Annotated in this window: 29 protein-coding genes; 7 read left to right on the plus strand and 22 right to left on the minus strand. The window is 38.0% G+C overall.

The features are described 5' to 3' along the window. Positions 1–74 precede the first annotated feature (74 nt). The 5 genes from rlmB to rpsI all read left to right on the plus strand — a co-directional run bounded on the left by rlmB (position 75) and on the right by rpsI (position 3,213). Complete coding sequence (rlmB, locus tag J1C77_RS01745) at positions 75–803, plus strand: 23S rRNA (guanosine(2251)-2'-O)-methyltransferase RlmB (protein ID WP_002914047.1); 729 nt, start codon at positions 75–77, stop codon at positions 801–803. Then, positions 800–1,321 carry an NYN domain-containing protein gene (locus J1C77_RS01750; RefSeq protein ID WP_002922384.1) on the plus strand — a complete coding sequence of 174 codons (522 nt, stop codon included), beginning with the start codon at positions 800–802 and terminating at the stop codon, positions 1,319–1,321. Before rlmB ends, J1C77_RS01750 begins: the two co-directional genes overlap by 4 nt. Next, on the plus strand, positions 1,311–2,174 hold the full coding sequence (locus tag J1C77_RS01755; protein ID WP_002922382.1) for a DegV family protein: 864 nt from the start codon (positions 1,311–1,313) through the stop codon (positions 2,172–2,174). Before J1C77_RS01750 ends, J1C77_RS01755 begins: the two co-directional genes overlap by 11 nt. Before the next feature lie 180 nt (positions 2,175–2,354). After that, entirely contained in the window at positions 2,355–2,801 is a 447-nt protein-coding gene (gene rplM / locus J1C77_RS01760) for a 50S ribosomal protein L13 (RefSeq protein WP_002893769.1), read from the plus strand. Between the two features lie 19 nt (positions 2,802–2,820). Next, complete coding sequence (rpsI, locus tag J1C77_RS01765) at positions 2,821–3,213, plus strand: 30S ribosomal protein S9 (protein ID WP_002893764.1); 393 nt, start codon at positions 2,821–2,823, stop codon at positions 3,211–3,213. 106 nt (positions 3,214–3,319) lie between these two features. On the opposite strand, the gene J1C77_RS01770 is transcribed toward rpsI, so the two are convergent. The 20 genes from J1C77_RS01770 to J1C77_RS01865 form a co-directional block, all read right to left on the minus strand. Then, positions 3,320–4,543, minus strand: a complete 1,224-nt coding sequence (locus J1C77_RS01770) for a site-specific integrase (protein ID WP_002922380.1) — start codon at positions 4,541–4,543, stop codon at positions 3,320–3,322. Between the two features lie 54 nt (positions 4,544–4,597). Continuing rightward, entirely contained in the window at positions 4,598–4,870 is a 273-nt protein-coding gene (locus J1C77_RS01775) for a helix-turn-helix domain-containing protein (protein WP_042763025.1), read from the minus strand. A 19-nt stretch (positions 4,871–4,889) separates the two neighbouring features. Then, positions 4,890–5,951 (minus strand): phage tail tip lysozyme, encoded by a 1,062-nt coding sequence (locus tag J1C77_RS01780; protein WP_002922378.1) that lies wholly within the window; start codon positions 5,949–5,951, stop codon positions 4,890–4,892. 8 nt (positions 5,952–5,959) lie between these two features. Then, positions 5,960–6,184, minus strand: coding sequence for a hypothetical protein (locus tag J1C77_RS01785; protein ID WP_002922377.1), 225 nt, complete (start codon positions 6,182–6,184; stop codon positions 5,960–5,962). A 2-nt stretch (positions 6,185–6,186) separates the two neighbouring features. Next, positions 6,187–8,082 carry a hypothetical protein gene (locus J1C77_RS01790; RefSeq protein WP_002922376.1) on the minus strand — a complete coding sequence of 632 codons (1,896 nt, stop codon included), beginning with the start codon at positions 8,080–8,082 and terminating at the stop codon, positions 6,187–6,189. A 12-nt stretch (positions 8,083–8,094) separates the two neighbouring features. Then, on the minus strand, positions 8,095–10,617 hold the full coding sequence (locus J1C77_RS01795; protein WP_002922374.1) for an ATP-binding protein: 2,523 nt from the start codon (positions 10,615–10,617) through the stop codon (positions 8,095–8,097). Between the two features lie 11 nt (positions 10,618–10,628). Next, positions 10,629–11,045, minus strand: a complete 417-nt coding sequence (locus J1C77_RS01800) for a conjugal transfer protein (protein ID WP_002922373.1) — start codon at positions 11,043–11,045, stop codon at positions 10,629–10,631. Position 11,046: 1 nt separating this feature from the next. Continuing rightward, a complete protein-coding gene (locus J1C77_RS01805; protein WP_002922372.1) occupies positions 11,047–11,274 on the minus strand; it encodes a hypothetical protein in 228 nt (75 codons plus the stop codon). 17 nt (positions 11,275–11,291) lie between these two features. After that, positions 11,292–12,284, minus strand: coding sequence for a conjugal transfer protein (locus J1C77_RS01810; protein WP_002922371.1), 993 nt, complete (start codon positions 12,282–12,284; stop codon positions 11,292–11,294). A 9-nt stretch (positions 12,285–12,293) separates the two neighbouring features. Beyond that, on the minus strand, positions 12,294–12,845 hold the full coding sequence (locus J1C77_RS01815) for a hypothetical protein (RefSeq protein WP_002922368.1): 552 nt from the start codon (positions 12,843–12,845) through the stop codon (positions 12,294–12,296). 6 nt (positions 12,846–12,851) lie between these two features. Then, positions 12,852–13,304: an LPD11 domain-containing protein gene (locus tag J1C77_RS01820; protein ID WP_002922365.1), complete on the minus strand. Its 453-nt coding sequence runs from the start codon at positions 13,302–13,304 to the stop codon at positions 12,852–12,854. A gap of 9 nt (positions 13,305–13,313) precedes the next feature. After that, entirely contained in the window at positions 13,314–13,700 is a 387-nt protein-coding gene (locus J1C77_RS01825) for a hypothetical protein (protein ID WP_002922363.1), read from the minus strand. Next, positions 13,678–14,910, minus strand: coding sequence for a replication initiation factor domain-containing protein (locus J1C77_RS01830; protein ID WP_002922361.1), 1,233 nt, complete (start codon positions 14,908–14,910; stop codon positions 13,678–13,680). The genes J1C77_RS01825 and J1C77_RS01830 overlap by 23 nt, the downstream gene beginning before the upstream one ends. Before the next feature lie 211 nt (positions 14,911–15,121). After that, positions 15,122–16,762: an FtsK/SpoIIIE domain-containing protein gene (locus J1C77_RS01835; RefSeq protein ID WP_427195109.1), complete on the minus strand. Its 1,641-nt coding sequence runs from the start codon at positions 16,760–16,762 to the stop codon at positions 15,122–15,124. 6 nt (positions 16,763–16,768) lie between these two features. Next, positions 16,769–17,179: a DUF961 family protein gene (locus tag J1C77_RS01840; RefSeq protein WP_002922355.1), complete on the minus strand. Its 411-nt coding sequence runs from the start codon at positions 17,177–17,179 to the stop codon at positions 16,769–16,771. A 35-nt stretch (positions 17,180–17,214) separates the two neighbouring features. Beyond that, positions 17,215–17,529: a hypothetical protein gene (locus tag J1C77_RS01845; protein ID WP_002922354.1), complete on the minus strand. Its 315-nt coding sequence runs from the start codon at positions 17,527–17,529 to the stop codon at positions 17,215–17,217. Between the two features lie 120 nt (positions 17,530–17,649). Further along, positions 17,650–17,877: a hypothetical protein gene (locus tag J1C77_RS01850; protein WP_002922353.1), complete on the minus strand. Its 228-nt coding sequence runs from the start codon at positions 17,875–17,877 to the stop codon at positions 17,650–17,652. Between the two features lie 4 nt (positions 17,878–17,881). Next, entirely contained in the window at positions 17,882–18,112 is a 231-nt protein-coding gene (locus tag J1C77_RS01855; RefSeq protein ID WP_042763023.1) for a hypothetical protein, read from the minus strand. An 85-nt stretch (positions 18,113–18,197) separates the two neighbouring features. Beyond that, entirely contained in the window at positions 18,198–18,476 is a 279-nt protein-coding gene (locus J1C77_RS01860; protein WP_002922350.1) for a type II toxin-antitoxin system YafQ family toxin, read from the minus strand. After that, the gene (locus J1C77_RS01865) at positions 18,477–18,749 is read right to left on the minus strand and encodes a type II toxin-antitoxin system RelB/DinJ family antitoxin (RefSeq protein ID WP_002922347.1); all 273 of its coding nucleotides are present in this window, start codon (positions 18,747–18,749) and stop codon (positions 18,477–18,479) included. Between the two features lie 957 nt (positions 18,750–19,706). Between J1C77_RS01865 and J1C77_RS01870 the strand changes: the two genes are divergently transcribed. Then, positions 19,707–20,069, plus strand: coding sequence for a helix-turn-helix domain-containing protein (locus J1C77_RS01870; protein WP_002922345.1), 363 nt, complete (start codon positions 19,707–19,709; stop codon positions 20,067–20,069). A gap of 6 nt (positions 20,070–20,075) precedes the next feature. Further along, positions 20,076–20,927, plus strand: coding sequence for an ImmA/IrrE family metallo-endopeptidase (locus tag J1C77_RS01875; RefSeq protein WP_042763021.1), 852 nt, complete (start codon positions 20,076–20,078; stop codon positions 20,925–20,927). Positions 20,928–20,954: 27 nt separating this feature from the next. On the opposite strand, the gene J1C77_RS01880 is transcribed toward J1C77_RS01875, so the two are convergent. Beyond that, a complete protein-coding gene (locus J1C77_RS01880) occupies positions 20,955–21,302 on the minus strand; it encodes a hypothetical protein (RefSeq protein WP_223338222.1) in 348 nt (115 codons plus the stop codon). A gap of 87 nt (positions 21,303–21,389) precedes the next feature. Then, entirely contained in the window at positions 21,390–22,940 is a 1,551-nt protein-coding gene (locus J1C77_RS01885) for a DNA cytosine methyltransferase (protein ID WP_002922338.1), read from the minus strand. Positions 22,941–23,107 lie beyond the last annotated feature (167 nt).

Consider the following 23,107-nt stretch of genomic DNA (forward strand, 5'->3'; position numbering starts at 1 on the left):
TTATCAGAGCAGAATTCTGTCTCGCCCGAGTAAATCCTGCCGCCATTTTTTCGCCATTGTGTTATACTAGTCCTATGGAAAAAAACGATATTGTCTACGGTGTGCATGCGGTGACAGAGGCTCTCGCAGCTAACACTGGAAATAAACTCTACATTCAAGACGACCTGCGTGGTAAAAAGGTCGATAAAATCAAAGATTTAGCAGCGGAAAAGAAGGTTTCTATCTCCTGGACACCTAAGAAGACCTTGCAGGAGATGACAGACGGGGCTGTTCACCAAGGCTTTGTCCTGCGGGTGGCTGAGTTCGCCTATACTGACTTCGAGGTGCTGTTGAAAAAAGCAGAGCAGGAAGACAATCCGCTCTTGCTGATTTTGGACGGACTGACTGATCCGCACAATCTGGGCTCTATCTTGCGGACGGCTGACGCGACCAATGTGGCTGGAGTTATCATTCCCAAGCACCGAGCAGTCGGTGTGACACCAGTCGTAGCCAAGACTTCAACGGGTGCCATTGAGCATATTCCCATTGCCCGTGTGACCAATCTCAGCCAGACCTTGGACAAGCTCAAGGAAGCTGGTTTCTGGATTTTCGGTACGGATATGCAGGGGACGCCTTCTCATAAGTGGAATACGGCAGGCAAGCTGGCCCTCATCATCGGCAACGAAGGTAAGGGGATTTCAAGCAATATCAAAAAACAGGTGGACGAGATGATTTCCATTCCCATGAATGGGCATGTCCAGAGTCTCAATGCCAGTGTCGCAGCGGCTATTCTCATGTATGAAGTCTTTCGCAATCGCCTATGAAAAGAAAAATCTTACTGGTGGACGGCTACAATATGACAGCCTTTTGGCGGGAGACTCGTCCTTACTTTAACCGCGGAGAGTTAGATGCTGCACGAACGATTCTGCTCCAGAAACTCAGTAATTATGCCAGCTTTGAAGGACTGGAAGTTATCTGCGTCTTTGATGCCCAGTATATGCCGGGAGTTCGGCAGACCTATGAAGAGTTTAATGTAAAAGTCGTTTTCACCGAGGAGGAGGAAACGGCGGATGACTATATCGAGCGCTTGGCAGCTGAACTCAATACACCCAAAAATCAGGTGTCGGTTGCGACCAGCGATCTCAATGAGCAGTGGACTGTCTTTGCCCAAGGGGCTTTGAGAGTTTCCGCTAGAGAGCTAGAGAAGCGAGTGGCTGTTACCAAATCAGACCTCAATAAGCTGAGCGGACAAATCAACCTGCAAAGACCGCCCTTGCGACCGATGGACAGCCAATCTTTGCGCGATTTACAAAAAATGATGGAGAAAAAAGATGACCTTTAAAATTTTAACCGATTCAACAGCAGACCTGCCAGAAAACTGGATCCAGGAAAATGATGTGCAGGTCCTAGGCCTGACCATTCAGCTGGATGGCCAAACTTATGAGACAGTTGGTGCGGACAAGCTGACCAGCCAAGAACTTCTGGACAAGATGGAGTCCGGCAGCAAGCCGACTACCAGCCAGATTAATGTCGGCCAGTTTGAAGATGTCTTTCGAAGCTATGCCAAGGAAGAGACACCAGTTCTCTATGTAGCCTTTGCTTCGGCTCTATCAGGTACTTATCAGAGTGCTGTCATGGCACGGGAGATAGTCTTAGAAGATTTTCCAGATGCACTGATTCGTATCATTGATACCAAGGCGGCTTCTATGGGTGAAGGACTTTTAGTCATGAAGGCGGCAGAAGCTAGAGCGGCAGGCCAGACCTTGGAGCAGACAGCGGACCTGATTGAGAGCTTGGTGCCTAAGGTCAAGACATATTTTCTGGTTGATGACCTCAATCACCTCATGCGGGGAGGTCGGATTTCCAAAACTGCTGCGCTTATGGGGAGTTTGGTCAATATCAAGCCGATTATCGCTGTCAGGGGAGATGGGACTCTGGACTCGGTCGCTAAGGTTCGCGGCAAGAAGAAGGCGCAGGCAGAAGTAGTCCGCATGACTCTGGAAGGAGTTGCTGACCCGCGGGTGGTTATTGCCTATGCAGGTGCCAAAGAAGTTGCTGAGAGTCTAAAAGCCCAGCTGCTGGAAAGCGACCAAGTAGAGGAAGTTCTCCTCATGCCTCTGGGACCTGTCATTTCTACCCATACTGGTCCTGGAACTTTGGGACTCTTTAGTATTGCCCAAGACATTCAAGACTAAGAAAACATGAAATCGCTATTTCATAAATAATTGCTTCAAATCTATTGCTTTTGCCTACTATTTTTGATATGATAGTAGGCGGTATTGTTTACCCCATTTGTAAGGCCCCGGAACCTTTCAAATAACTCGCGGACCGGAACATCCGCCCTGTAAACAAAAACGATATTCATAGGAGAAATCATGAACAAAACAACATACATGGCTAAGCCAGGTGAAGTTGAACGCAAATGGTATGTAGTGGACGCTACTGATGTCCCTCTTGGACGCCTTTCTGCTGTTGTAGCAAGCGTACTTCGCGGAAAAAACAAACCAACCTTTACACCACACACTGATACAGGTGACTTCGTAATCGTTATCAACGCTGAAAAAGTAAAATTGACTGGTAAAAAAGCGACTGATAAGATCTACTACACTCACTCTATGTACCCAGGTGGATTGAAACAAATCTCAGCAGGTGAGCTTCGCTCTAAGAATGCTGTTCGTTTGATCGAAAAATCTGTTAAAGGTATGCTTCCGCACAATACTCTTGGCCGCGCTCAAGGTATGAAGCTGAAAGTATTTGTAGGCGCTGAGCACACTCACGCTGCACAACAACCAGAAGTTCTTGATATTTCAGGACTTATCTAAGGAAAGGAACAAATAAGCTATGTCACAAGCACAATATGCAGGTACTGGACGTCGTAAAAACGCTGTTGCACGCGTTCGCCTTGTTCCAGGAACTGGTAAAATCACTGTAAACAAAAAAGATGTTGAAGAGTACATCCCACACGCTGACCTTCGCTTGGTTATCAACCAACCATTCGCAGTTACTTCAACTGCAGGTTCATACGACGTTTTCGTTAACGTTGTAGGTGGTGGTTACGCTGGTCAAGCAGGAGCTATCCGTCACGGTATCGCTCGTGCTCTTCTTCAAGTAGACCCAGACTTCCGCGATTCATTGAAACGCGCAGGACTTCTTACACGTGACTCACGTAAAGTTGAGCGTAAGAAACCAGGTCTTAAGAAAGCTCGTAAAGCTTCACAATTCTCAAAACGTTAATTATCAGCGATATATCAACGTTACAAAGCACTCAAGAGTTTACCTCATGGGTGTTTTTTATTGCACTTTTTAGAAAGTTCACCTCAAAATTTACCTTATTTTTACCTTACTTATTTTTGAGTTCTCTATAAGCGACTTCTCCTGCACTAAGAGGAACCACATTTGAAGTATTAACATAAACTCGGGTTGTACTCAAATCACTATGGGTTAATGCTTCTGAAATAGCCTCTAGAGACATGCCAGCTTTTTTAGCTAAGGTAGCCCCAGTATGGCGTAACATATGAGGAGTAGCATGTTTGAGGTTCTTATGACGACGTTCTACTGATTTCATCTTATTATTAAGATAATCTGCGTGTAGGCGACTATTGACATTTCCTTTAGTGTCAATATAAGTAAAAACATACTGTTCATCTGATTGTATGATACCAAATTTTGCTAATTCTATCTTTTGTTGTTCTTTCCATTGATGTAATAGAGCAGTCAGTTCTTTTGGAATCAAAAAAGTGGTTTTCTTTATCCCTTTGGTAGATTTTGGATTTTTATACTTATCCAAAGCTTGAAGTAATTCAATTTCTGAATTATCTAGGAAAATATGTTTCCATTGGAGAGCATAGCTTTCTGATTTACGGTCATTTAAAATAAAGGTTGTAAAAAATAAAACATAATCTTTAAGGGATAGTTTATTTTGCCTTAGGTCTTCTTTAAATGCACTAAACCAATCTTGCAATTCGTTTAGAGAAAGGTATAAGTTCTTATCTACTTTGTTTTCTTGAAGTCTAATTTTTTTAGTAGCTTTCACACGACTGATTGTTTTAGATAGACGGTTTGTTTCAATAAACTCTAATTCTTCCGCCCAATCAAATATAGAATTAACGTAGCTACGTATGACCTTAAAATTCGCATATTCATTTGCTTTAGTAGTCATCAGATTTAAGACGACTGTTTTATTCTGATTTAAAAACTTAATTGAATAGTTTCCAAACATTGGTAAAATATGTAATCTGAAGATAGCTTCTGTATTATTAACGGTTGGGAGAGTAGGAGGTTTATTGGTTGAAGTTGTTTGACCTGCTTTATATGCTTCCCACCAAAAATTATGGAAAAAATCTTTGAAAAGAATATCACCATTGATTGCTTGATGAGGGAGCGCTTCCCCTTTTTGGATTGTATTGATGTCGGTTAAAATCTGTAATTCAGCTTCTTTAGCCTCCTTCTTTGTTTTAAAACGTTTATCATAATAATTGCCTGAAATTCCAAGTGAAGTTCTAACTTCTGCTGGGACATAGACTTTTAAACGATAAGAACCATTAGTTGTTTTTGTAATTGTCATAGTAACCTCCTGTTTACTGAGCTAGAAAATTACCATGACCCTATTATAATGAAATCAAAAGTGATTTTCCAGTTGTATCATCCACCTACGAATGCTATCCTTATCAAATCTGAGTGTTTTTCCAATCCGAATATGTGGCATTCCTTTTCTTATCCAGATGTCTAGCGTATTATTTGATATACCTAGATACTGACAAGTTTGCTTTTTATTTAAAAATGGACTGATTTGTCCTGAATCCTTTTTAACAGTTTCAATCTCATCTTTGATAAGATTTGCAATAAAAAGTTGGATTTCTTTCGTTTGTTCTTCTGGTAAAATAACCTGCATATTGTTTTCCTTTCTTTCTTTATTTTCCAATCACATAAGTAAACTGGCTAGCGGTTGCTTTGTCGAAAGTTCGGTAAGAGATAGTCCCTAATCCCTTAACATTTGCTTCTGATATGAGAATGGAGCCGTCAGATTTTACCTGCTCCACAAAGGCAACGTGTCCATAAGTAGGGTCTGCCCCTGCTTGTCCGGGAGAGAAAGATAAGGCGCTGTGTTCAGTAGGTGTATTTGTGGTTTGATAGCCTGCTTTATTTTTCCAGTCTCCCCCATTTCCCATATAAGGGTCAAAGGTTACTCCAAGCTCCTTCCCTCTGTTATAGACAAACCATGTGCATTGTCCCCAAGGGTAAGTTGCGGAAGTATAAGCTGATGATTCTATTTTCTTTGTTAGACTATACCCTGCTGGTATATCTGCCGAAGTGACCCCTCCGCCGTCTCGTGTTTGAGCTTTGGTCTCACCTTTTAGGCTATCTTTGAAAATATCATGCCATTTCTTCGCATTTTTCTTTAGTTCACTTGTTTTTGTTTGACCGTCCGATAAAGCAACACCTTCATAGTGTTCTGACCAGTAAAGAGCGGCTTGTTCAGGGTCATTGGCTTTTTGCATTTCCGTTTTTACTTTACTATAAGCTCCGTTTAGCTCGGTTGATAATAAGTCTAGTTCTACATCAGAATCTAGTTTTCTTTGTTTCGCTTGTGCCCACCGGTTACCGTTGATGGTTGATGACCAGCCTGACCATTGAAAATAGCCTGCGACCCCACCACTTGTATTAACTGCTTCAGGGTCAAAGCCACTTTCTCGCTCTGCCACGGCTAAGCTTCCAGAAGCTCCTGCAATCGTAAATTGTTCTTGGGAGAGTTCATAATTGAGAATTTTAATCACATCAACAGCTCTTTCTTCAGAAATATTGGCTTTTTGAGCCACCTCTTGAGCTGTTAGAGTTGTCTGTAACCCCGTTTGGCTGTTTGTGTTAGTACCCCCTCCCCCAGTTCCTGCGATTGCCCCCATCACAATCACAACTAAAAGCAGAGGGAAAAGAAACATACCTAAACCGCCAAAAAGTAATAGTTTTTTCTTCATAGGTTCTCCTAAGTTTTGACATAAGCCGTAAATAGAACTGTTCCAAATTTCCATTGCGCCGATAAGACAAGGGGATTTTCTTTTACCATTGTCAACAGCTTTTCTTTCTCTGTTTCCTTCACCGAAAATAAAAGGAGAAAATCGACTGAGCGCTCTCTCCTTTCATAGGCTTGACTGATGGCATTATCAATCAGTCGGTTTGCTCCTTTTTGGGAATAAATTCTTGCATTCATTTTTAATTGTCTCCTCTCAATCTAGCCAGTTCGTCTACAATTTGATTGCGACGGTTGATATTGGCTTTCAATTTATCATCTTTTGGCAAGGTCTTGCGATAATTCCTGATAAAAGTATTTGAGCCTTGCGCTTGGTACAATGCTTCATCATCTTTGTAAGGTTCTAGCTCTCTTTCTAGTTTATTGATTTTATGTTTTTGTCTCCAAGATAAGCGATTTTGACGGCGTTCTTCAAATTCTTCTTGGTTTGTATCCATCAGAGGAGGAGAATCAAGGTTAAAGAGGTTCTTCTTTCTTGGTTCTTCCGTAATCGCTGATTTCTGGAATGAATTATCAGAAGTTCCGTTTTGGTCACTTATTTCTTCAAGCGGTTGACCATCTAAAGTTGTTTCCTCTGTATTGCTAGGAGGAGCGGGAGTTTCAGGAACATCTGATGTGGGTTGATTTTTTGAAAAGAAGTCTTTAACATGCTTGCCAGAGTTCATGAATAGCCCTGCTCCAAATCCTGTTCCTGCAAGGATAAAGTTAGCTGATTTTTGAGCTCTTTCAAAAGCATTGGTAGCTGATGTTGGAAGTTGCTGGATAGTTTCTTGTCCATTTGATACGGTTTGCTGAACACTAGTATTCATATCATCAAATGTGATACGTGCTCTTGACCCAAGCAATAACTCAATCAGTTCTCCCTTATATTTCCAAAGAAGCCAGTAAATGACTGCCTTGGCAAAAACAGAGACCATTAACTTAAACAGAGCACTGAAAGTAGATAAAGAAGAAAAGCTCCCAATGACTTTATCAAAGCCAGTACCAATCAAGCCCTCAATGATTTTTTCAAGGTAGAAAATAGATAACGTTAATAAGCCAGCAATAACAGGAAAGGCAAGTCCACCAAACATGACTTTAAAAACACCAAAGAGAATATCCTGCATTTTGGGGAGAAAAGATACTAGTAGAGCAATCGGAAAGAGTAAAATCATAATCAGTACAAGGGATTGTGCAATGACATTTAAGAGTTGAATCAAGACAATTGGGATGGCAATGACAATCGCTTCAATGATTTTAAAGAAAACATAGAAAAATTTTACAAAAAGAAAATCAGAAACTGCTGAAACCCAGCGGTTATGCTCGTTATCATTATCAGCGTCATTTCCTAGTTTATCTAAATAATCTTTTCTCTCCCCATTGGAAACGGCTTTAAACTTTCCTGATTTATCCGTAGTTCCTAATACTTTTGAATCTTCAAAGGTTTCTTCTTTTCCTGTTTGTCGGTCTTTGTACTTGCCATTTTCTTGACCTGTATTGACAAAAAGATAAGCCTCGTAAGAAGTTTCTGCGATATAACTATCTGCCATGGAAGAACCGATTTTTAGTTGTTGCTTATCACCATAGGCTATAGAAATACTAGAAATTTTACTAATCGCTGTATTCGCAACATTATTGACGGTATTTAGGATATAAAGTCCGCCAGAAGTCCCAGAAACTGTCCCAAACCAACCAAACCCAAGAACAATTACTAAAAGAACATGAAGCAATCGTTGAGAGAAGTTTCCTTTAGAAAAAAGGAATTGATAAAACAGGTAAAAAGCAAGAAAAAGGAAAATGAGGAAAACAAGCGAATTTTGAGCAAAGCCAGAAGTAGCTCCTGTAAATCCTCGCCAAATGGATTGAGCTCCATTAAAAACGTATTGTTTGTAAGTATCATAGAGATTGATATTTTCGAGAATGCGAATGAATACAGAGAAAAAACCAACTACTAAGTTAAGAAGAAAGAAAAGGCAATTAACGAATAATTCAGTAAGCATTGCCCATACTCCGCTCATATTAGGAAAGTTCGTTGGCTCAATATAAGACTTTAAAGAAAAAATATCTATGCCCTTTAGTTTTTCAAATACTTCTTGCACATACTCACCTCCTTATGCTGCATATTTATTTTCAAGATTAGAAGAAACAGTGGCTTTCATTGGTTTTAAGAGTGGGTCAATGCCTTCAAAAATATTATAAACAGAAATCATATTGAGATTTCCATATACATCTTTATAGAGACATTGCCCAGAAATCATATTTTTGAGCCATTCCAAGTTTTCTTCGTTGGCATTTAGACCGACATGTTCTAAAATATCGGGTAGTTCATTATCTTCTCTGAAAGCAAAGAGTGTTCCAAAGCCCGTGGTATCGTCATCTCCTTCAGCGTCATGTACCGATTGGGTAATGAGGCAGAGGATATTATTATAAAAACGTCCGACACGACGCATGGACTGGATAACTGCTCGCCCTTCAGCTGATTTCATCAATACCCATGCTTCATCGAAGAATTCTATTGTGTCTTCATTGCGATTCAGTTCACCGAAACGACTACAGAAAGCACCCAAGGCAAACATGAGAGCTGTAGAATTGATTTCCTTGTCTTCTAAGGTCACTTCTTGTTGATTCTTCTTATTATCAGGTAAAGATAGGTCTGCGACTTCTAAAACCGTTACCCGTTTATCATAAGAGAGACCTTCCACATCACCATAAGAAAAAGCAAGCTCTAAAATAGAATTTTTCACTACGGAATGAAGATATTTCCCAACAGAACGAATTTCTTTTTCTTCATCTTCTAAGAGTAAGTCAATGACGTGTTTTAGCCCTACCGTCTCGCCTTTTTGGCGCTTTTCTACAATCGTATCAATAGCTTCTTTAATCGCCGTCATTTGGTCCATGGTGACCTTGATGTTCTTGTTAGAAAAGATAAGGTAGTTGAGCATGTTTTTTGAGACAGAAACGGCGTCATCTTTATCTAACATAACAATCGGGTCAAGTGCCCCATGATTGGATTCAACCTTACTATCTAGGGTGACAAAATTCATCTCTTTGATATGTTGGGCAAGAAGTGGAAACTTTTTTTCAAATGCTGGTTGATGGATAATTTCTTCAAAATGTTTACGAATAGAGCGTTTTGGGTCAATGTACAAACATTTGACATCTTGAAGGGACGTAAGAATAAAAATCAATTCCGCCAAAAAAGATTTTCCTTCCCCAGTCGCTCCTGTAATGAGGATATGCGGATTCTTTGTCAATTTTCCTGCAATCCCCTCTTTGTTTCCGACTGTCGCATTAAAAAGAACCATATTTTTAGAAGATTCCTGTGCTTTTTCGATACTTTCCCAGCGACCTGTCCAGTTATCCACTCGACCGATATGCCAGCCAACGTGATTTCCTGATGAAGTATTGGTAAAAGGCATGAGTTCCGCAAAGCCTCTTGGTGTGACATAATGTGTCCATGTTCGGGTTTTGTTTTCAAGCGGTTGACCATAAAGCAAAGATTGGAAAAGATAGGGCGTATCATGGCTTGCCTCACTAATTTCTACGTGCATATCTTCAAAATAGTTTAGAACAACTTGGCGTCTGCGTCGTAGCTGAGATAAACTAGAAGCTGTTACAATCAGATAGGCTCCATACTCAATGACTTCTTCTTTTCCGCCTACCTTTTTCATCAAATCTTTGAGAGACATAGCCCCGAGGATAATATCATCTTGTTGGGCAGTATCTGTACTTTCTGCCTCATTCATGATATTTCGATAGCGAATATTGGAACGCCCCATCCGACCTTTGAGGGAGTTCTTTTCCATAAACTCGGCTTTAATTCGTAATTCTACAGGGAAATTAAAGCGTTGGGTAAATTCTCCAAGGTGGAAGCCATTAAAAATAATGGGTGTTTTAGCGATAGGAAGAATGGTTAAGAAAGAAGAACCATAAGGACTATCTAATTTGATAAAGCCTCCAGCCATTGGTTTGATAACCGTATCTGTTACATTCAATAAGGAACGATTGGCGGTTACCTCCTGCTTCAAGTGTGGAATATAGCGTAGATATTGCATGCGCTGATAATAAAAGAGTTCTTCATTGGTCAAGCGTTGAGCACGCAAGGAAGAAAGAAGTTGATAAATGGCGTCTTCATTCACTAAATAGTCTTGATACCAATTTTCAGAAATATCATATTGAAAGCCCAGACCGTTGGCGACCATTTCAGAGACTTCAGAAAAGCGCTCTAAAGCCATTCCTTGAACTGTTGTATCCTCACTGTCTTTTAGGACATTTACGCCTACTAACCAATCAAACTGATAGGGAATTTCCATTTCCTGTGTCAGCTTGTCGGTAGAATAGTTTAACATTTCTTCTCCAAGTTTTCGGCTATCAGGAGAGAGGGCGTCCGAAAAGTCTTTCATCTTTTCTTCTAGTAAATAGTCTTTGGGGATGAGAGATATTTCAAAGGTTTTGTTTTTGACGAGCTTCTTAATCAGTTGAGCGATGGTTAGTTTGTGCTCTTGTTTCTTTGTCCGATTAGTAATCGTAATATGGGTGTTGGGAATACGATAGAAACTCATGACGGATTTATCTGTTTTTAGGGCTAAGTTTTCATGTGTTTTGAGAATAGGATAAACTAGTTTGATAGTCATATAACCTCCTTTTATAAATCTGTTTTTTCAAAGACAATTTCTTCCTCCTCATAGGTTTTCACTCTATCTTCGTGGTAAATAGCCTTGTGATTTAAACGAAAATCAATGATGTATCGGATATAATCAATTAAGAAAATGTGCATTTTCTTCCCTTGTGGTTCGTATTCGGTGTAGAATCTAGCCAGTTTGTAAGGAATATACCAGTATAGATAAAGGGAGATAGAATGGGTTAATTTGACTAAGGGAAGAAGAAAGGAGCTAAAAACAGTCAACATTAAAATGAATACAAGAATAAAGATAATAAAAAAGGAAAGCTGCATTGGCGTTGCAAAATACCAAATGCGTTTTCCCTTTTGTGTTTTTATCTCTTGAATCCAGTAGGGGGCATTTATCCCCCTAGCGTAATCATACAGTTTTTCATCTTCCATATCAGAGCCCCGTTTCAATACCAAAGAGACGGAGGAACCAACCAAGGAAGCTAAGTAATTGTCGTCCTCCTCCTGTGAGAGAAGCAATCACGGCATAGAAGACTAGCGTCGTAAAGAGTTTACCCCAAGAGCTGTTTCTCCATGCAATGATAATCAAAATAATAGCACCAAAAGTAATAAACCAGAAGCCGTCTCCTTGTAGCCATGCTTGTAAATTTGATGAACTCATATATTAGAATCTCCTTTTTATTTTTTTGTTTCTGCATAATTTGCAGGAATGGTGTGGCTTAGTTTCTCAACATAATAAGACTTCCCTTTTTCGGATATAGTGAAAGTGAAATTTTCAGCATGCGTTGTACCTGCTACTTCAAAAGTAGCTTGAACATAGGCAATGATATTCTTATCTGTTGAGGTATAATAAGAAAAATCCAAGGTTTTAAAGGTTGTCTCTTTTACAACCGTTAGCTGGTGAGCCACTAAGTCCAAGTTGTCTTGGTCAGTAGTATAGTTAGTGAAGAAGACATGGAGAAACTTGTCTAGTTTTTTCTTTGTCTTATCTGAAACATTATCTGACTGATTGAGTTTGAGTTGATTATCCTTGTTTATCTTGTCTGCTTGGTCGTCCACAAGACTAGAAAACCAAGGCAAGCCCGTTACATAATATCCCTTATCTGTTTTGGCATAGGGGATATTAAAAGCGGTGATTACTTCTTGTTCTTCCGTCTTATCGCCATTTTTAACGGTTTGTTTATAATGCACTTCATAGGTCGCAACATTATCTTGAATCGTCAGCAAACGTGACCAATCAAGTTGACTAGGATTTTTGACTTGACCCTGTGCTTGAATATCTGGCTCTGTACCATAAAAACTATTTAGCTTCTTGGCTTGTTCAGCTTGACCGTCCGAATCACTAGGAATAGTGAAATAACAAGCTACAAAGTCATTTAGATAATATTGCAAGCGATTATCTATTTCAGAAGTAGTAGCTTTACTAGTGGAACTGGACTTATTAGATGAGATTGTTTTTTCAAGGTTTGTTACCTTGCTGGATAAAGTCATGGCTCGAATGCCTCCTAGCAAGCCGACAAACAAAATAAAGGCCAATCCTGACAGAACTGCAAGATTGACTGTTTTCTTATTGACCGTAGCTAGCTTAGGCTTTCCTCGCTTTTTAGGGCGTTTAGAAAACTGACCAAAATAACTTTTTAGATAATGATAAATAGATTTCAGTTTATCCATACTTCCTCCTTACTGGTTTGCCAGTTCAATCAATTTATTTCCTTTAGCATATAATTGCTTGTGAAGTTTATTGATTTCACCGTTGACATAATAGTAACCTGAAAGCTCTTTGCGGATAGGTTCCACAAAACCAGCGGTTAAGTTTTGGGCTTCTTCTGTTTTTAAAAGTCCATTTAATTCACCAGCTTTTGTCCACGCTTCCTTGTTTTTGTGGGCTTTCATTAGCTCTCCCAGCTCAACTAAAACTGCTTTGATTTTCTTTTCAAGTGTTGCTTGTGTTGCCATTTGTATTTCCTCCATAAATTGATTGTTATTTTCTTGGAATAATTGGTGGAATAGCAGAATTAAGTCTGATTTCATTTGACAATCAAAATCTACTACCTCACCTTTTAGATTAAAATAAGCATATTCATAGGTTCGCTTATCTCCCTCATCAGAAATATTTCTAGCAAAAGTGCTATAAAAGTAGTCTTTTTCTTTCATCAAGCTAACAAAGACTTTCCAAATTTCGTTGCGATTAGGAAGATAAGTAAATCCTTCATACATTTTTTTGATAAGCATAGGTCTTTAGAGATATTTTCTTTGTTTCATCTTTTTTTCGTATTCGAGAATTTCTTCCCAAGTCAGCCATTCAGGTTTTTCTCCTTGGGGAAACTTTTTCCATATTTTTTTCATTTCTGCGATTTGGGCTTCGACATTATCTGCCCACAGCCTATTTTCATCCCCATTCCCATTTCCTAAATAATAATTACAGTCTTCTTGTAGTCTGCCTAACATCATATAGTCAAAATGAAAGGGGTTCTGTCTATTTTGATAACTCCGAAGGAAGTCTTTTAGTTCATAGAGTGTCAAATACCCGTCCAGTCCATAACCAAAAGTATCTACTCCGTCTACAAAGACTTCTTTTTCAAACGTTTCATCTACTCCAATTTTAGATAGAGATATAGGATTGAAAGGCAGTGGGAATTGTGCTTTTTGTCCCGTTACGGTATTGGTAATGGTAATCGTTGCTTGTGTCATGGTTCCTCCTTATAAAACAAATTGTGCATAGCCTGTCTGTACGAGCATTTCTGCTACCCACCTGACATTTTCACTCATCTTTTTAAGTGGCTTGGTGGTCAATTCATCAAAAAAAGGCTGTCTAGCCTCTTGTCTAGTCGCCTTTTTAATTGCATTTTTACGGTGGTCTTCGTCTTGAAAGTTTCTATCTCGGAATAAGTCAATGTATTTCAATTCAGAATCTTTCTTTGGTTCTCTATACAAGAGCCCCCAAAAGTCTATCAAATCTTTTACCAAGTCAACATCATAGAAAGACAAGTGAAGTTCCTCATAACCGATTGGAAAAGACTTAGTTTGAACGGGACGATTGAATTTGTCAGGGATATTGATAGGCTTATATCTGTCCAATGATGACATTAAAATCTACTCCGTTTCGTTCGCAAATTTCTTCAGCTAGCTTGGTATGATTGTTACTCAAGTAAGCTTCAGAAATGATTTCAGAAAGTTCATCTGTTTGATAAACCATATCTACTATTTTCAGCAGTTTTAAAGCACTGGAAACTTGCTTAGTGACCCAGTGCTTTGTCCTTGAATAGTCGATTTGACGGGGACGTGTGACAAATTTAAACCCTTCTTGTGTTCCTAGCAGGTTATCCCACTCGCTATCATAGTTACCCTGCCAATCTTTAACTTCAAAATAGTTATTTAAGATTCTAGCTCCGATTTTTGTTAAGTCCGTTTCCAGCGTGTACCATTCTTCCAAAATATCAAATGCTTTGGTATCATGAAGTTCAATTTCATAGCGGTTTTTGAAATTATAGGCTTCATGGATATAGTCAACAGACACATCTTTTAGAAGCGCCTGTTCGTAGTCTTTTTGATAAAAGCGAATCATGAGACTAGATTGACGGCTGCCAAAGTTTAGGGTTAAGCCTTGATTGACAAAGCGATTTTCTACTTTTTTCAAGCCCTCAATAGCAGTAAAGGTACGAAGTTTTCGCATGATAATTTTATTGTCAAAAATACGTGCCTTTATATCAAACAAATCAAGGTTGCCAGATTTTTTATAGAGTTCATCAAGAGCAATATCAAAGCGAGGAAAGGCTAGAAAATCTTCTAGGGTTCTATCTTTCCGTTCTTGTTCCGCAAAGAGAAAGACATCATGAAGGAAAGAAAACCAATCCCGCCCTTGTTGCAAGAGTAGTAATTCAAGCTCTCTACAACCCGTCCCTGTTAAATCAATGAGCGTTCCAGCTTCCGCTTTTTTCTCGGAATCGGAATAAAGAACACGGATAGAACCATAGGTCACCATATTTGAATAACTGTAGAGACTTTTTTCTTCATGAAAGAAGTCAGCGGGCTTTAACTGCAAAACCTGTATAATGACCGCTTTAAAATCTAGAGTTTTAAACCGAATTTTCAACCAGTCCACGGTACTTTCTAGTTTTGTTTCAGATTGACGATTTAAGAACTGAAAGAGAGAGTTTTCAAATTCCTTGGTCATTTTTCGCTGTCCCTGCTCGATATTACGGTAATTGTAGTAACTATAGCCGATAGTATCCGCCATTTTTCGCTGGGTAAAACCTAACTCCAGCCTAATACGCTTTAAATCCGTATTGCTTATCAATCTGTTTAACCTCCTTTTGTGTTCATTCTAACGGTGTCTAGGAACGGGCAAGCTAACAGTCTTTTTAGAGCTTGTGTTAGTTTTAACCCCCCTATTAGTATCGGGTGGTTAAGCCCTTTTGGGGCGTGCCTACGGCACACCCCAAAGCGCCAAGCTTGTCAGCTCGGTCGGGCAGGTCGGACGGGCTACGCCCTGACCTTGACCTTCGTGCCTACGCTGGCTCAGTAGCTGTAAAATGCTCTAAGACGACCTGTTTATAAGATAAGCCTGATTGTTCCTTTTCCGTTAGTAATTCCTCCAATAAGCTAATATCCGCCCTATCTAGCATAATACGATTCTCTGCTCTTGTAAATGTATAGTTCTGTTCTTCTATATATTTGACAAGATTTCGTAGCGTTGAAACGGATATTTCAGCGTCTTCCGCAAATGTATTGAGAGATAGTAGTTTATCCTCTGTTTCTTCTGTTTCAACTGTGTTAGGTAGATGATTAGCAGGTTGGTTGATTGCCAAAGGGTCTTCAAGAGGAGGCAACTTTTTAAACTCATCAAAGAAAGAAAAACCGTCATCAAGTGGTACAAGAGGAGAATAAAATTCTCTAGCGATTTCTCCGCCGTTAGCGATATAGCCACGACCAGAAATTTCTTCTCCGTCAATCTCATCTATTTTCTTGAAAAGTTTATTCGCATTAGCGTCCCCGAACATCATCTTATAGCCAACGTCTTCTAAGTGACCGACTGAAATTCGCTTCATGAATTGGTCACGCAAAGAGGTTTTTAGATATTCCCCGTCAGGTCTTTGCATAGCAGAAATCATATAAACCCCTGATTGACGACCTTTTAGAATTAACTCTGTTAGATACTCAATAAAGGCACTAGCAGAAGTATAGTCTCGCTCTAGTTTAGCAGCTAAAGCAGCTAGTTCATCAATGATAATAAAGCGAGGCTTCAAACCATAGGCAAAATATTTTTTCCCTGCTTGATAATCAGACTGACTTGTCATGTAATCAAAGCGCCTATCCATCTCCTGCTCCGCTTCTTTGAGACAATTCAGCATATCTTCTTTCTCCCAGAAAACACGTCCTTTAAATACAGGGATATTTTTTAAGCCGACAAAATCCGAACGTTTGGGGTCAAGGATTTCAACATAACCAATTTGAGCTAAAATCCAGACTAAAACCATAATAAGAATGGTTTTACCTCCACCAGTCCCACCACCGATTAGCAAGTGTGGGTGTTTATCAAAATCCCAATAGACACCTTTCATAAGGCGGATTCCCTTATCTGTCATCTTCACATCAAAGATAGACAAGCGCCCTGAAAATTGGTCAATCGCAATGGTATAAGAGACGTAGCCGTTGGTAAATTGCTTATTCATAAAATCCCCGTCAAACATAATTTCTAGAGATTTTTCAAGGGATATAAAGCGTTCTTGAAATCGGCTTCCTTGAAGCTGAAAGGTCACAGTGACACTAAAGCGGTCACGTTTGAGATACACTTTAGGCAAGCTTGTTCGTTCAATAAATCCTTTTTCTGTTTTGATTTTCTTGACCAGCACTAAGTTATTTTCTATCAAAAAGTGGGAAATAATTCGCAAGCTATCTAATCGACCAAAAAAGAGTAACTTCTGGTAACAAATTGCTTGAAGAAGAAGCAGAAGGAGTATGACTATTAAAAGACTTACTCCTAAGCCAATACCATAAGGAAGAGGGAACTGTTGAAGCTGAACCTGATGAGCGTAAATAAAAAAGCCAAAACCAATTAGGAATGGTAGTAAAAAAATAAAGAAGGTTGTTCTTCTAATCTTTTCATGGTATTTTTTGACACGAACACCACGATAGGTGAACAGCTTCATAGCTTATCACCCTTCCTTTTTAGCTTCGGGTTTATTGAGCAGGGACACATCTTTAGCACGGATTTTTACACCGCTTGATACAACACGGTTGCCGTTAATGGTTTCCGTATTTGTCCAGAAACGAGCAGTAGGAGCAACTAGCACCACTTCATCATTGTAGTTCTTTTCAGCGGTCATTTGGGCTACCTTTGCTTCAGGCGGAACCGTTACTGTAATATCCCCATTTACGGCAGAAGAATAGAGTTTGACATCAACTTCTTCCACAAAATCTGTTTCCCGACGTTTTTCTTCGCCTGTTGCTTCATCTACATAATCTTCCCATTTTTTGTGAAGAATCGTTTCTAGGAAGTTTAGCGTTCCTAGTGTTTTTTCAGTATCAAATGTTTCAATTACATCAGTCGCATATTTTACAGTCATATTTATTCTCCTTTATTTAGCTATTTTCTAGGTTTTTATTTTGTTTTAATAATCCGCATTTCTTCAGCTACAAAGACATTTTCACGTTTTCGTTTTCCTCCAAAGCGGAAGTTGTGGCGCTCAATTGCAATCCCACGAGGGAAGACAATTTTTTGACGACCTTCAGGGACATCTGACATTTTAAAGCCTTCTACAATCAAGAAAGCGGATGGCTCTTTACGGCTTGAAATTTCAAAGACACGATAAGAGACAGGATTATAGTCATTGGCACGAATTTCTTCCATACCTGATACAAAGACCTCATTTCCAAGGACAGTGTTTTGGTCAACATAAACTTTTGTAATTTCCATTGATTTTTACCTCATTCATTTGTTTTTCAGACCTTTTCATGACTTGTCTATGTCAATTTAAGTAATAATTGGTTCAAGTTTTAGTGATTTGGTGCTCTTACTCTAGTCATTTCTATCTCCTCATATTCCTAGATAGGCTTTTTTGACTTTGCGTTGAAAAGCATTCTTACAGTCCAGAAGCTTTTTAGCAAATAGGTCATGGGTATCATGGCGCAAAAAAAGACTGTCCATTTCACCTAGGCAGTCTTGGTAGCAGGCTTCACGACGTGAAGAATCATAACTATAAATTTTAAGAGAGAAAAGAAATTTCTCATAAATCTGTTGAAATCGTTCTTCAAAGTAACTCATCTATTTAACCTCCATTCATCATGTAATAGTGTTGTACTTTAAATTTGTAGTGATTTTTCCATTGTATTAAGGGATAAAGTGGCAATTCTAGCTGTCGGTAATGTTCAAATAAGGTATCTATCCTTTCTAAAATCTGATGAAGTAAGAGTTTTTGGTGGTATTCATCAGGATATATTTTTAAAGAAAAAACGAAGCTTTCATAGATTCGTTGAAAACTTCGTTCATAATAGTTCATATCAGTTCCTCCTTTTTATGATTTTAACTGTTTCATCAGCTTAAAAGAGTAGAAAACAAAAAAGACAGCTCACAAAGAACTGTCTTTACATCTTAAACAAATCCGCATGACTGCCTGTATCGGCTAAAGTAAGGGTTAGAATATCGTCTTCAATCAGATAAATCAAGAGCCAATCGGGTTTGATATGGCATTCCCTAAAACCGACGAAGTTCCCCTTCAATTCATGGTCACGGTATTTTTCTTCGAGTGTCTGCCCTAGGCGAAGTTTTTCAATTACTTCATCTAACAGGGCTATATCTAAGCCTCGTTTTTTCATTCGTTTATAGCTCTTTTTGAAAGCAGAGGTAAACTTGACTTGATACATTTAGGCTTCCAGAGCTTTTTTTAAATCTTTCATATTGTCATAGGAGACTACAGAATTATCACGAGAAATCCGTTTCGCTTCAGCAACAGCTTCGAGTGTTTTTGCATTGTAGTTTGGTACTTCCACCGCAAAAGGAATCCCTCCACGTAAGACACATTGGCGAAGAAAAATATTGACTGCGCTGGACATATCCATGCCCAAATCATTAAATAATGAAGTTGCTTGCGCTTTTACGGTCTCATCAATCCGAATTTGAGTTGGTATAGTTGCCATTAGCGTCACCACCTTTCATCATTTATTATAATACGATTAGTTTACATTGTCAATCATTTGTATTTGTTTCAGATGTTTTCTACTCTTCTAAATAGATGATTCCTGCTTAAAAGAGTAGAAAATCATATGATAAAAATAAAGGAGCAAATCATGTCTGGTTCAAAAAATAAAAAACGTATTGCCCTACGGTACTCAGAACATCTAAGCAAAATGAAAGATAAAGATAAAAAATACTGAAGAAAAAAAAGACATAAAAAGAAAAATCCTTCCTCAACCTCATCAAATAAAAAAATCCATATCTCATACACTATCAAATAACCATTTTCTATTCTTCTAAACAGAAATATATCTATCTAGGCGTGCTCGTATCTTCGCAACGCTACTTTCGTTATGTCTCACGACAAAACTACTCACTCGAATAAGTCACGAATTTTGCCACAACTCAATGTACCATCTTTCTCACCTTATCCATTAGCAAATCTCTTAGATTCACATACCGCCCGCATATAGTTCTACTTAGCTATCCGTCTCTCTACGTTTTTACTAACTAGTGCCTCCACCTCTCGGTAGCAGTTCCCCTTTGTTATTCGGTCAAGAGGGGCAAAAAGCCGAGTGCGTGAGATAATAACATCATTCCATTCTAGGTTCATCTACTCCAACCCTTGACTTTTTGCGATAAAACCTGTACAATAATAATTGCTAAATGATTATTGTGTGTTGGTCAGCTAAGCTTGAGTGAGGTTGTCTGACGCACTTTTTTATTCAATTTTCAAAGGACAAATTCAACTATTTTGCTAAATTACCTTCTCTATTCTTTATTGAACCTAGTTTCACTTTTAGGTCAAATTTAGCAAAATCATTATATAGCTAAAGGCTATATTTATATAGTATACCCTTTGGCTATATTTGTCAAGAGTTTTTTGTAAAAAAAATTAAAAATTTTTAAAGAGGTACAAAATGTTTTCCGAACGCTTAAAAGCTCTGCGTTTAGAAGCTAATCTAACGCAAAATGACGTTTCGCGACAATTTGGGGTATCACAACCAACTTATTCAAATTGGGAAAAAGGCGAAAAAAAACCAACTCCAGATAAGTATCCTAAAATTGCAGAATTTTATAATGTCTCTACGGATTATCTTTTAGGTAAATCTGACTACAAAAATTCAGATGAAATTGATTTATCAACATTTGAAGTTCTATATCGGAAAACCTCTAAAAATTTATCTGATGAAGAAAAAAAGATATTAGAAGAAGATTTAAGAGAATTTCTGTTAGAGAGAGAAAAAGCCATTAAGGCTATGAATAAAGAAAAGAAAGACTGATGTTTCGTGCAAAGAATTTACTTTAATGTTTGGAATCGTGTAAAACAATCACTTTATCCATTCATGAAATTAAATAAAATACATCCTCTTTATTATACTTTTCAAGATTACTTCAATTATGAAGTTGACAAGAAAAATATACTGGTCATTCCTCATCATATCCGAATAGATATAGCAGGTTTTAATATCAATGATGATGTTTTAACAATTTCATATCAAGATAGTGATTCTATCAATCGTCAAAATTTTACAAAATGTCATGAATTAGGGCACATCTTATTACATCACAGTGGGCGAGTGTTCACCGATTTTCATGACGATTCTTTACAAGAAAGGGAAGCCAATTTTTACTCAGCTTTTCTTCTAATGCCTGATATTGTGCTTCTAACTAAGATTTTTTACCAACAAATGACTTTTCAAGAGGTAGAAGCAGCACTACAAGTTTCTGGTCAAGCTCTCAAAACTCGTTTGACAGACTTCTTAAATTTTGAATTAGACATCAATAGACTATCCGCAAAACAGATTGTAGAGGATTACCTAACTAGAAAAAACAAACACATTGTCGGCTACTTTGACCAAGTGAAAGACTATATCATCTCTGATTACAATGAATTTGAACCTTGCGTATTAGATAAGTTCAACCATTTAATAAATCAATCAAACTTCATTTCAGATATTGACTTACCAGAGTTAGCAGATACTCAATTCACCTCTTTGATAAAACAATGCTATCCCAAATTCAAAGTTTGGGGAATATATGAGAAAGGAAAGTCAATTAGCTATGCTTGGAATCCAAAGCAAATGACAGAAGCAGAAGCTAAACGACATGCAAAGCTCATTTTAATAACAAAAAAATGACTTAGAGAAAATTTTCTAAGTCATTTTTTATTTATCATATCCATATTTCTTCAGAGCTTTTTTATAGGCTTCACTACCTTTTTTGTAATAATCTCGTTTAACACCTGTCAGATTGGCTGTAAATACACCATCTTTGTAGGTATAGTCATTCGTTGTTCCAGATGAAGTTTTGTAAGTTTTTTTATCCATATCTAAAGTAATGCTATATCCACCATCGCTATTAACAGTTCCCTTGTTATTGTCAATGGTTAGAACTAGGTCATTGCGAACATCATCAATCCAATAATACTCTCCATTTAAACTATCTTGTTTGGAGCAAGAAATCAAAAATAGAGCAGCTATACCCAAAAATAACAAAGTAAATAATTTTTTCATTGCAAGAGCCTCCTTTCGTAATATTATACTAGAAGAATGTTACAGAAATAGTTCAAAATGAAATATTTGGAGTATATAAATAACTTTTTAATCATTGCTTAGAGCAATCATCACCTGTTCAGCAATTGCTTTAGCCAGTAGTGGAGGAACAGCATTTCCTACTTGAGTAAATTGTGGTGTCTCTTTTGCTCGTTTATCTCCGCCAGTAGTGCGCTTCCCTAAAAATTCGAAACTATCATCAAAGGATTGTAGCCTTGCCATTTCTCTAACAGTTAAAACGCGGTTAAAGAATGGGTGGATATAGTCATCTGGCAATGTTACCATGGTAGGAGAAATGGTATTTTGGTCAAGACGAACTCGAATACTCTTTTTAGTAAAGATTGCTTCGATTGCCGCAGGAGTTAAATCTCCATCTCTCAGCATTTTTGAAAACTTATCTTCCGTAATATCTGAATTCAAATGGTTCTTGATTTCATTCCAAAATAGTTCAGCCTCCTCAAATGAAGTTTTTAATCTAAGCGCTAATGATTTTAAAATATGTTGTTTAGCAGAGTTATCCGTATCATTCATTGATAATAACCCAAGCTGACGATTGGTAAATTGTAACCATCTCTCGGATTTAAAACTTTCTTGAAGCAAATTCTGTTTTTTTAGTTGCTTGATAATGTGAAGCTGGTTAGCTTTACCATTGATTTGAAATAGACTTTCAATAAATAGGTTTGGATAATCCTTTTTTAATTCTAGTCCTTCTAATTGGATTCTATTAACGGCTTTAGCTCTATTTTCTCCTTGTTGATACAGTGAGAATCGCTGTGTAACAATATCATCGTGTCTTGAGATTTCCATATTCAACGGATTATCATTTGTAATGGGGTGACCATCAGTATTAGGAGTCCTACCCAGTCGACTTTGTAGGGAATAATCTGTTTCATAGCTAAATTCCCCACCATAAAGGTCTCCTAAAGCGTCATAGACAGTAGCGTTTGGAATATCATTATCACTTTCTGGATATTGAAGGGGTGCTACGTCATTACGGTATGCTAGAAATACAACACGATTTCTTTGTTGTGGGACACCAAAGTTTGCGGCATTAAGAACCTGCACATCAAGTAAAGTATATCCTAATTCTTCCAGCTCATTTCTAAGAATGGACTGAACCAAATGTTGTCCCCCGTAGATTCTATCATCGAGTACGCTAGGGAAGTCTAACATCTGCATATCTAAAATACCAGTTACATTTTCCATAACAACATAACGTGGCATAACATCTTTTATAATACGCAAATATTCATGAAAGAGCATATTTCTAGGGTCTTTGGAATCTCTTTTTCCTAAACGACTGAATCCTTGACAAGGAGGACCACCAAAAATGACATCAATAGTTCCTCTTTCAAAAATATTTCCATATTTTAACGAGTTAATAGATTGAAAAATTTTGTCAGAAGTTAATTCTTTTATATCTGCGAGTTCAAAGTGTGTATCGACACCTTCTACTAAACCTAGTTGTTTATGTCGGTTTGTATAAGTTTCTTCTACCATTGGGCTTTTATCGCTAGAGAAGATAATATCAAATCCAGCTTGTAGAATTCCTTCACTGAATCCACCAGCACCACAGAATAAGTCTATTGCATAGGGCATAATTTACCTCGAATTGTGTATTTACTACTTTAGTAGTATATCAAAATTTCATTGAAAAGTCCAGGTGTTACTACTTTTCTACTTTATACATGCGTAAAATTTTTCTAAAACCAGTCAAAATGTAAAGTAAAATGAATTTTATTGTAATTAAAAGCTTTAATATAAAT

It is taken from the genome of Streptococcus sanguinis (assembly GCF_050223295.1).
Taxonomy (GTDB): Bacteria; Bacillota; Bacilli; order Lactobacillales; family Streptococcaceae; genus Streptococcus; species Streptococcus sanguinis_X.

Coding starts and splice junctions, on each gene's coding strand:
- J1C77_RS01800 (WP_002922373.1), bottom strand. CDS start 11,045: ATGGAAGATGAAAAACTGTATGATTACGCTAGGGGGATAAATGCCCCC.
- J1C77_RS01865 (WP_002922347.1), bottom strand. CDS start 18,749: ATGGCAACTATACCAACTCAAATTCGGATTGATGAGACCGTAAAAGCG.
- rlmB (WP_002914047.1), top strand. CDS start 75: ATGGAAAAAAACGATATTGTCTACGGTGTGCATGCGGTGACAGAGGCT.
- J1C77_RS01885 (WP_002922338.1), bottom strand. CDS start 22,940: ATGCCCTATGCAATAGACTTATTCTGTGGTGCTGGTGGATTCAGTGAA.
- J1C77_RS01825 (WP_002922363.1), bottom strand. CDS start 13,700: ATGTCATCATTGGACAGATATAAGCCTATCAATATCCCTGACAAATTC.
- J1C77_RS01850 (WP_002922353.1), bottom strand. CDS start 17,877: ATGAGTTACTTTGAAGAACGATTTCAACAGATTTATGAGAAATTTCTT.
- J1C77_RS01860 (WP_002922350.1), bottom strand. CDS start 18,476: ATGTATCAAGTCAAGTTTACCTCTGCTTTCAAAAAGAGCTATAAACGA.
- J1C77_RS01840 (WP_002922355.1), bottom strand. CDS start 17,179: ATGACTGTAAAATATGCGACTGATGTAATTGAAACATTTGATACTGAA.
- J1C77_RS01770 (WP_002922380.1), bottom strand. CDS start 4,543: ATGACAATTACAAAAACAACTAATGGTTCTTATCGTTTAAAAGTCTAT.
- J1C77_RS01810 (WP_002922371.1), bottom strand. CDS start 12,284: ATGGATAAACTGAAATCTATTTATCATTATCTAAAAAGTTATTTTGGT.
- J1C77_RS01780 (WP_002922378.1), bottom strand. CDS start 5,951: ATGAAGAAAAAACTATTACTTTTTGGCGGTTTAGGTATGTTTCTTTTC.
- J1C77_RS01820 (WP_002922365.1), bottom strand. CDS start 13,304: ATGACACAAGCAACGATTACCATTACCAATACCGTAACGGGACAAAAA.
- J1C77_RS01750 (WP_002922384.1), top strand. CDS start 800: ATGAAAAGAAAAATCTTACTGGTGGACGGCTACAATATGACAGCCTTT.
- J1C77_RS01870 (WP_002922345.1), top strand. CDS start 19,707: ATGTTTTCCGAACGCTTAAAAGCTCTGCGTTTAGAAGCTAATCTAACG.
- J1C77_RS01785 (WP_002922377.1), bottom strand. CDS start 6,184: ATGAATGCAAGAATTTATTCCCAAAAAGGAGCAAACCGACTGATTGAT.
- J1C77_RS01845 (WP_002922354.1), bottom strand. CDS start 17,529: ATGGAAATTACAAAAGTTTATGTTGACCAAAACACTGTCCTTGGAAAT.
- J1C77_RS01815 (WP_002922368.1), bottom strand. CDS start 12,845: ATGCTTATCAAAAAAATGTATGAAGGATTTACTTATCTTCCTAATCGC.
- rplM (WP_002893769.1), top strand. CDS start 2,355: ATGAACAAAACAACATACATGGCTAAGCCAGGTGAAGTTGAACGCAAA.
- rpsI (WP_002893764.1), top strand. CDS start 2,821: ATGTCACAAGCACAATATGCAGGTACTGGACGTCGTAAAAACGCTGTT.
- J1C77_RS01880 (WP_223338222.1), bottom strand. CDS start 21,302: ATGAAAAAATTATTTACTTTGTTATTTTTGGGTATAGCTGCTCTATTT.
- J1C77_RS01755 (WP_002922382.1), top strand. CDS start 1,311: ATGACCTTTAAAATTTTAACCGATTCAACAGCAGACCTGCCAGAAAAC.
- J1C77_RS01855 (WP_042763023.1), bottom strand. CDS start 18,112: ATGAACTATTATGAACGAAGTTTTCAACGAATCTATGAAAGCTTCGTT.
- J1C77_RS01795 (WP_002922374.1), bottom strand. CDS start 10,617: ATGACTATCAAACTAGTTTATCCTATTCTCAAAACACATGAAAACTTA.
- J1C77_RS01775 (WP_042763025.1), bottom strand. CDS start 4,870: ATGCAGGTTATTTTACCAGAAGAACAAACGAAAGAAATCCAACTTTTT.
- J1C77_RS01805 (WP_002922372.1), bottom strand. CDS start 11,274: ATGAGTTCATCAAATTTACAAGCATGGCTACAAGGAGACGGCTTCTGG.
- J1C77_RS01835 (WP_427195109.1), bottom strand. CDS start 16,762: ATGAAGCTGTTCACCTATCGTGGTGTTCGTGTCAAAAAATACCATGAA.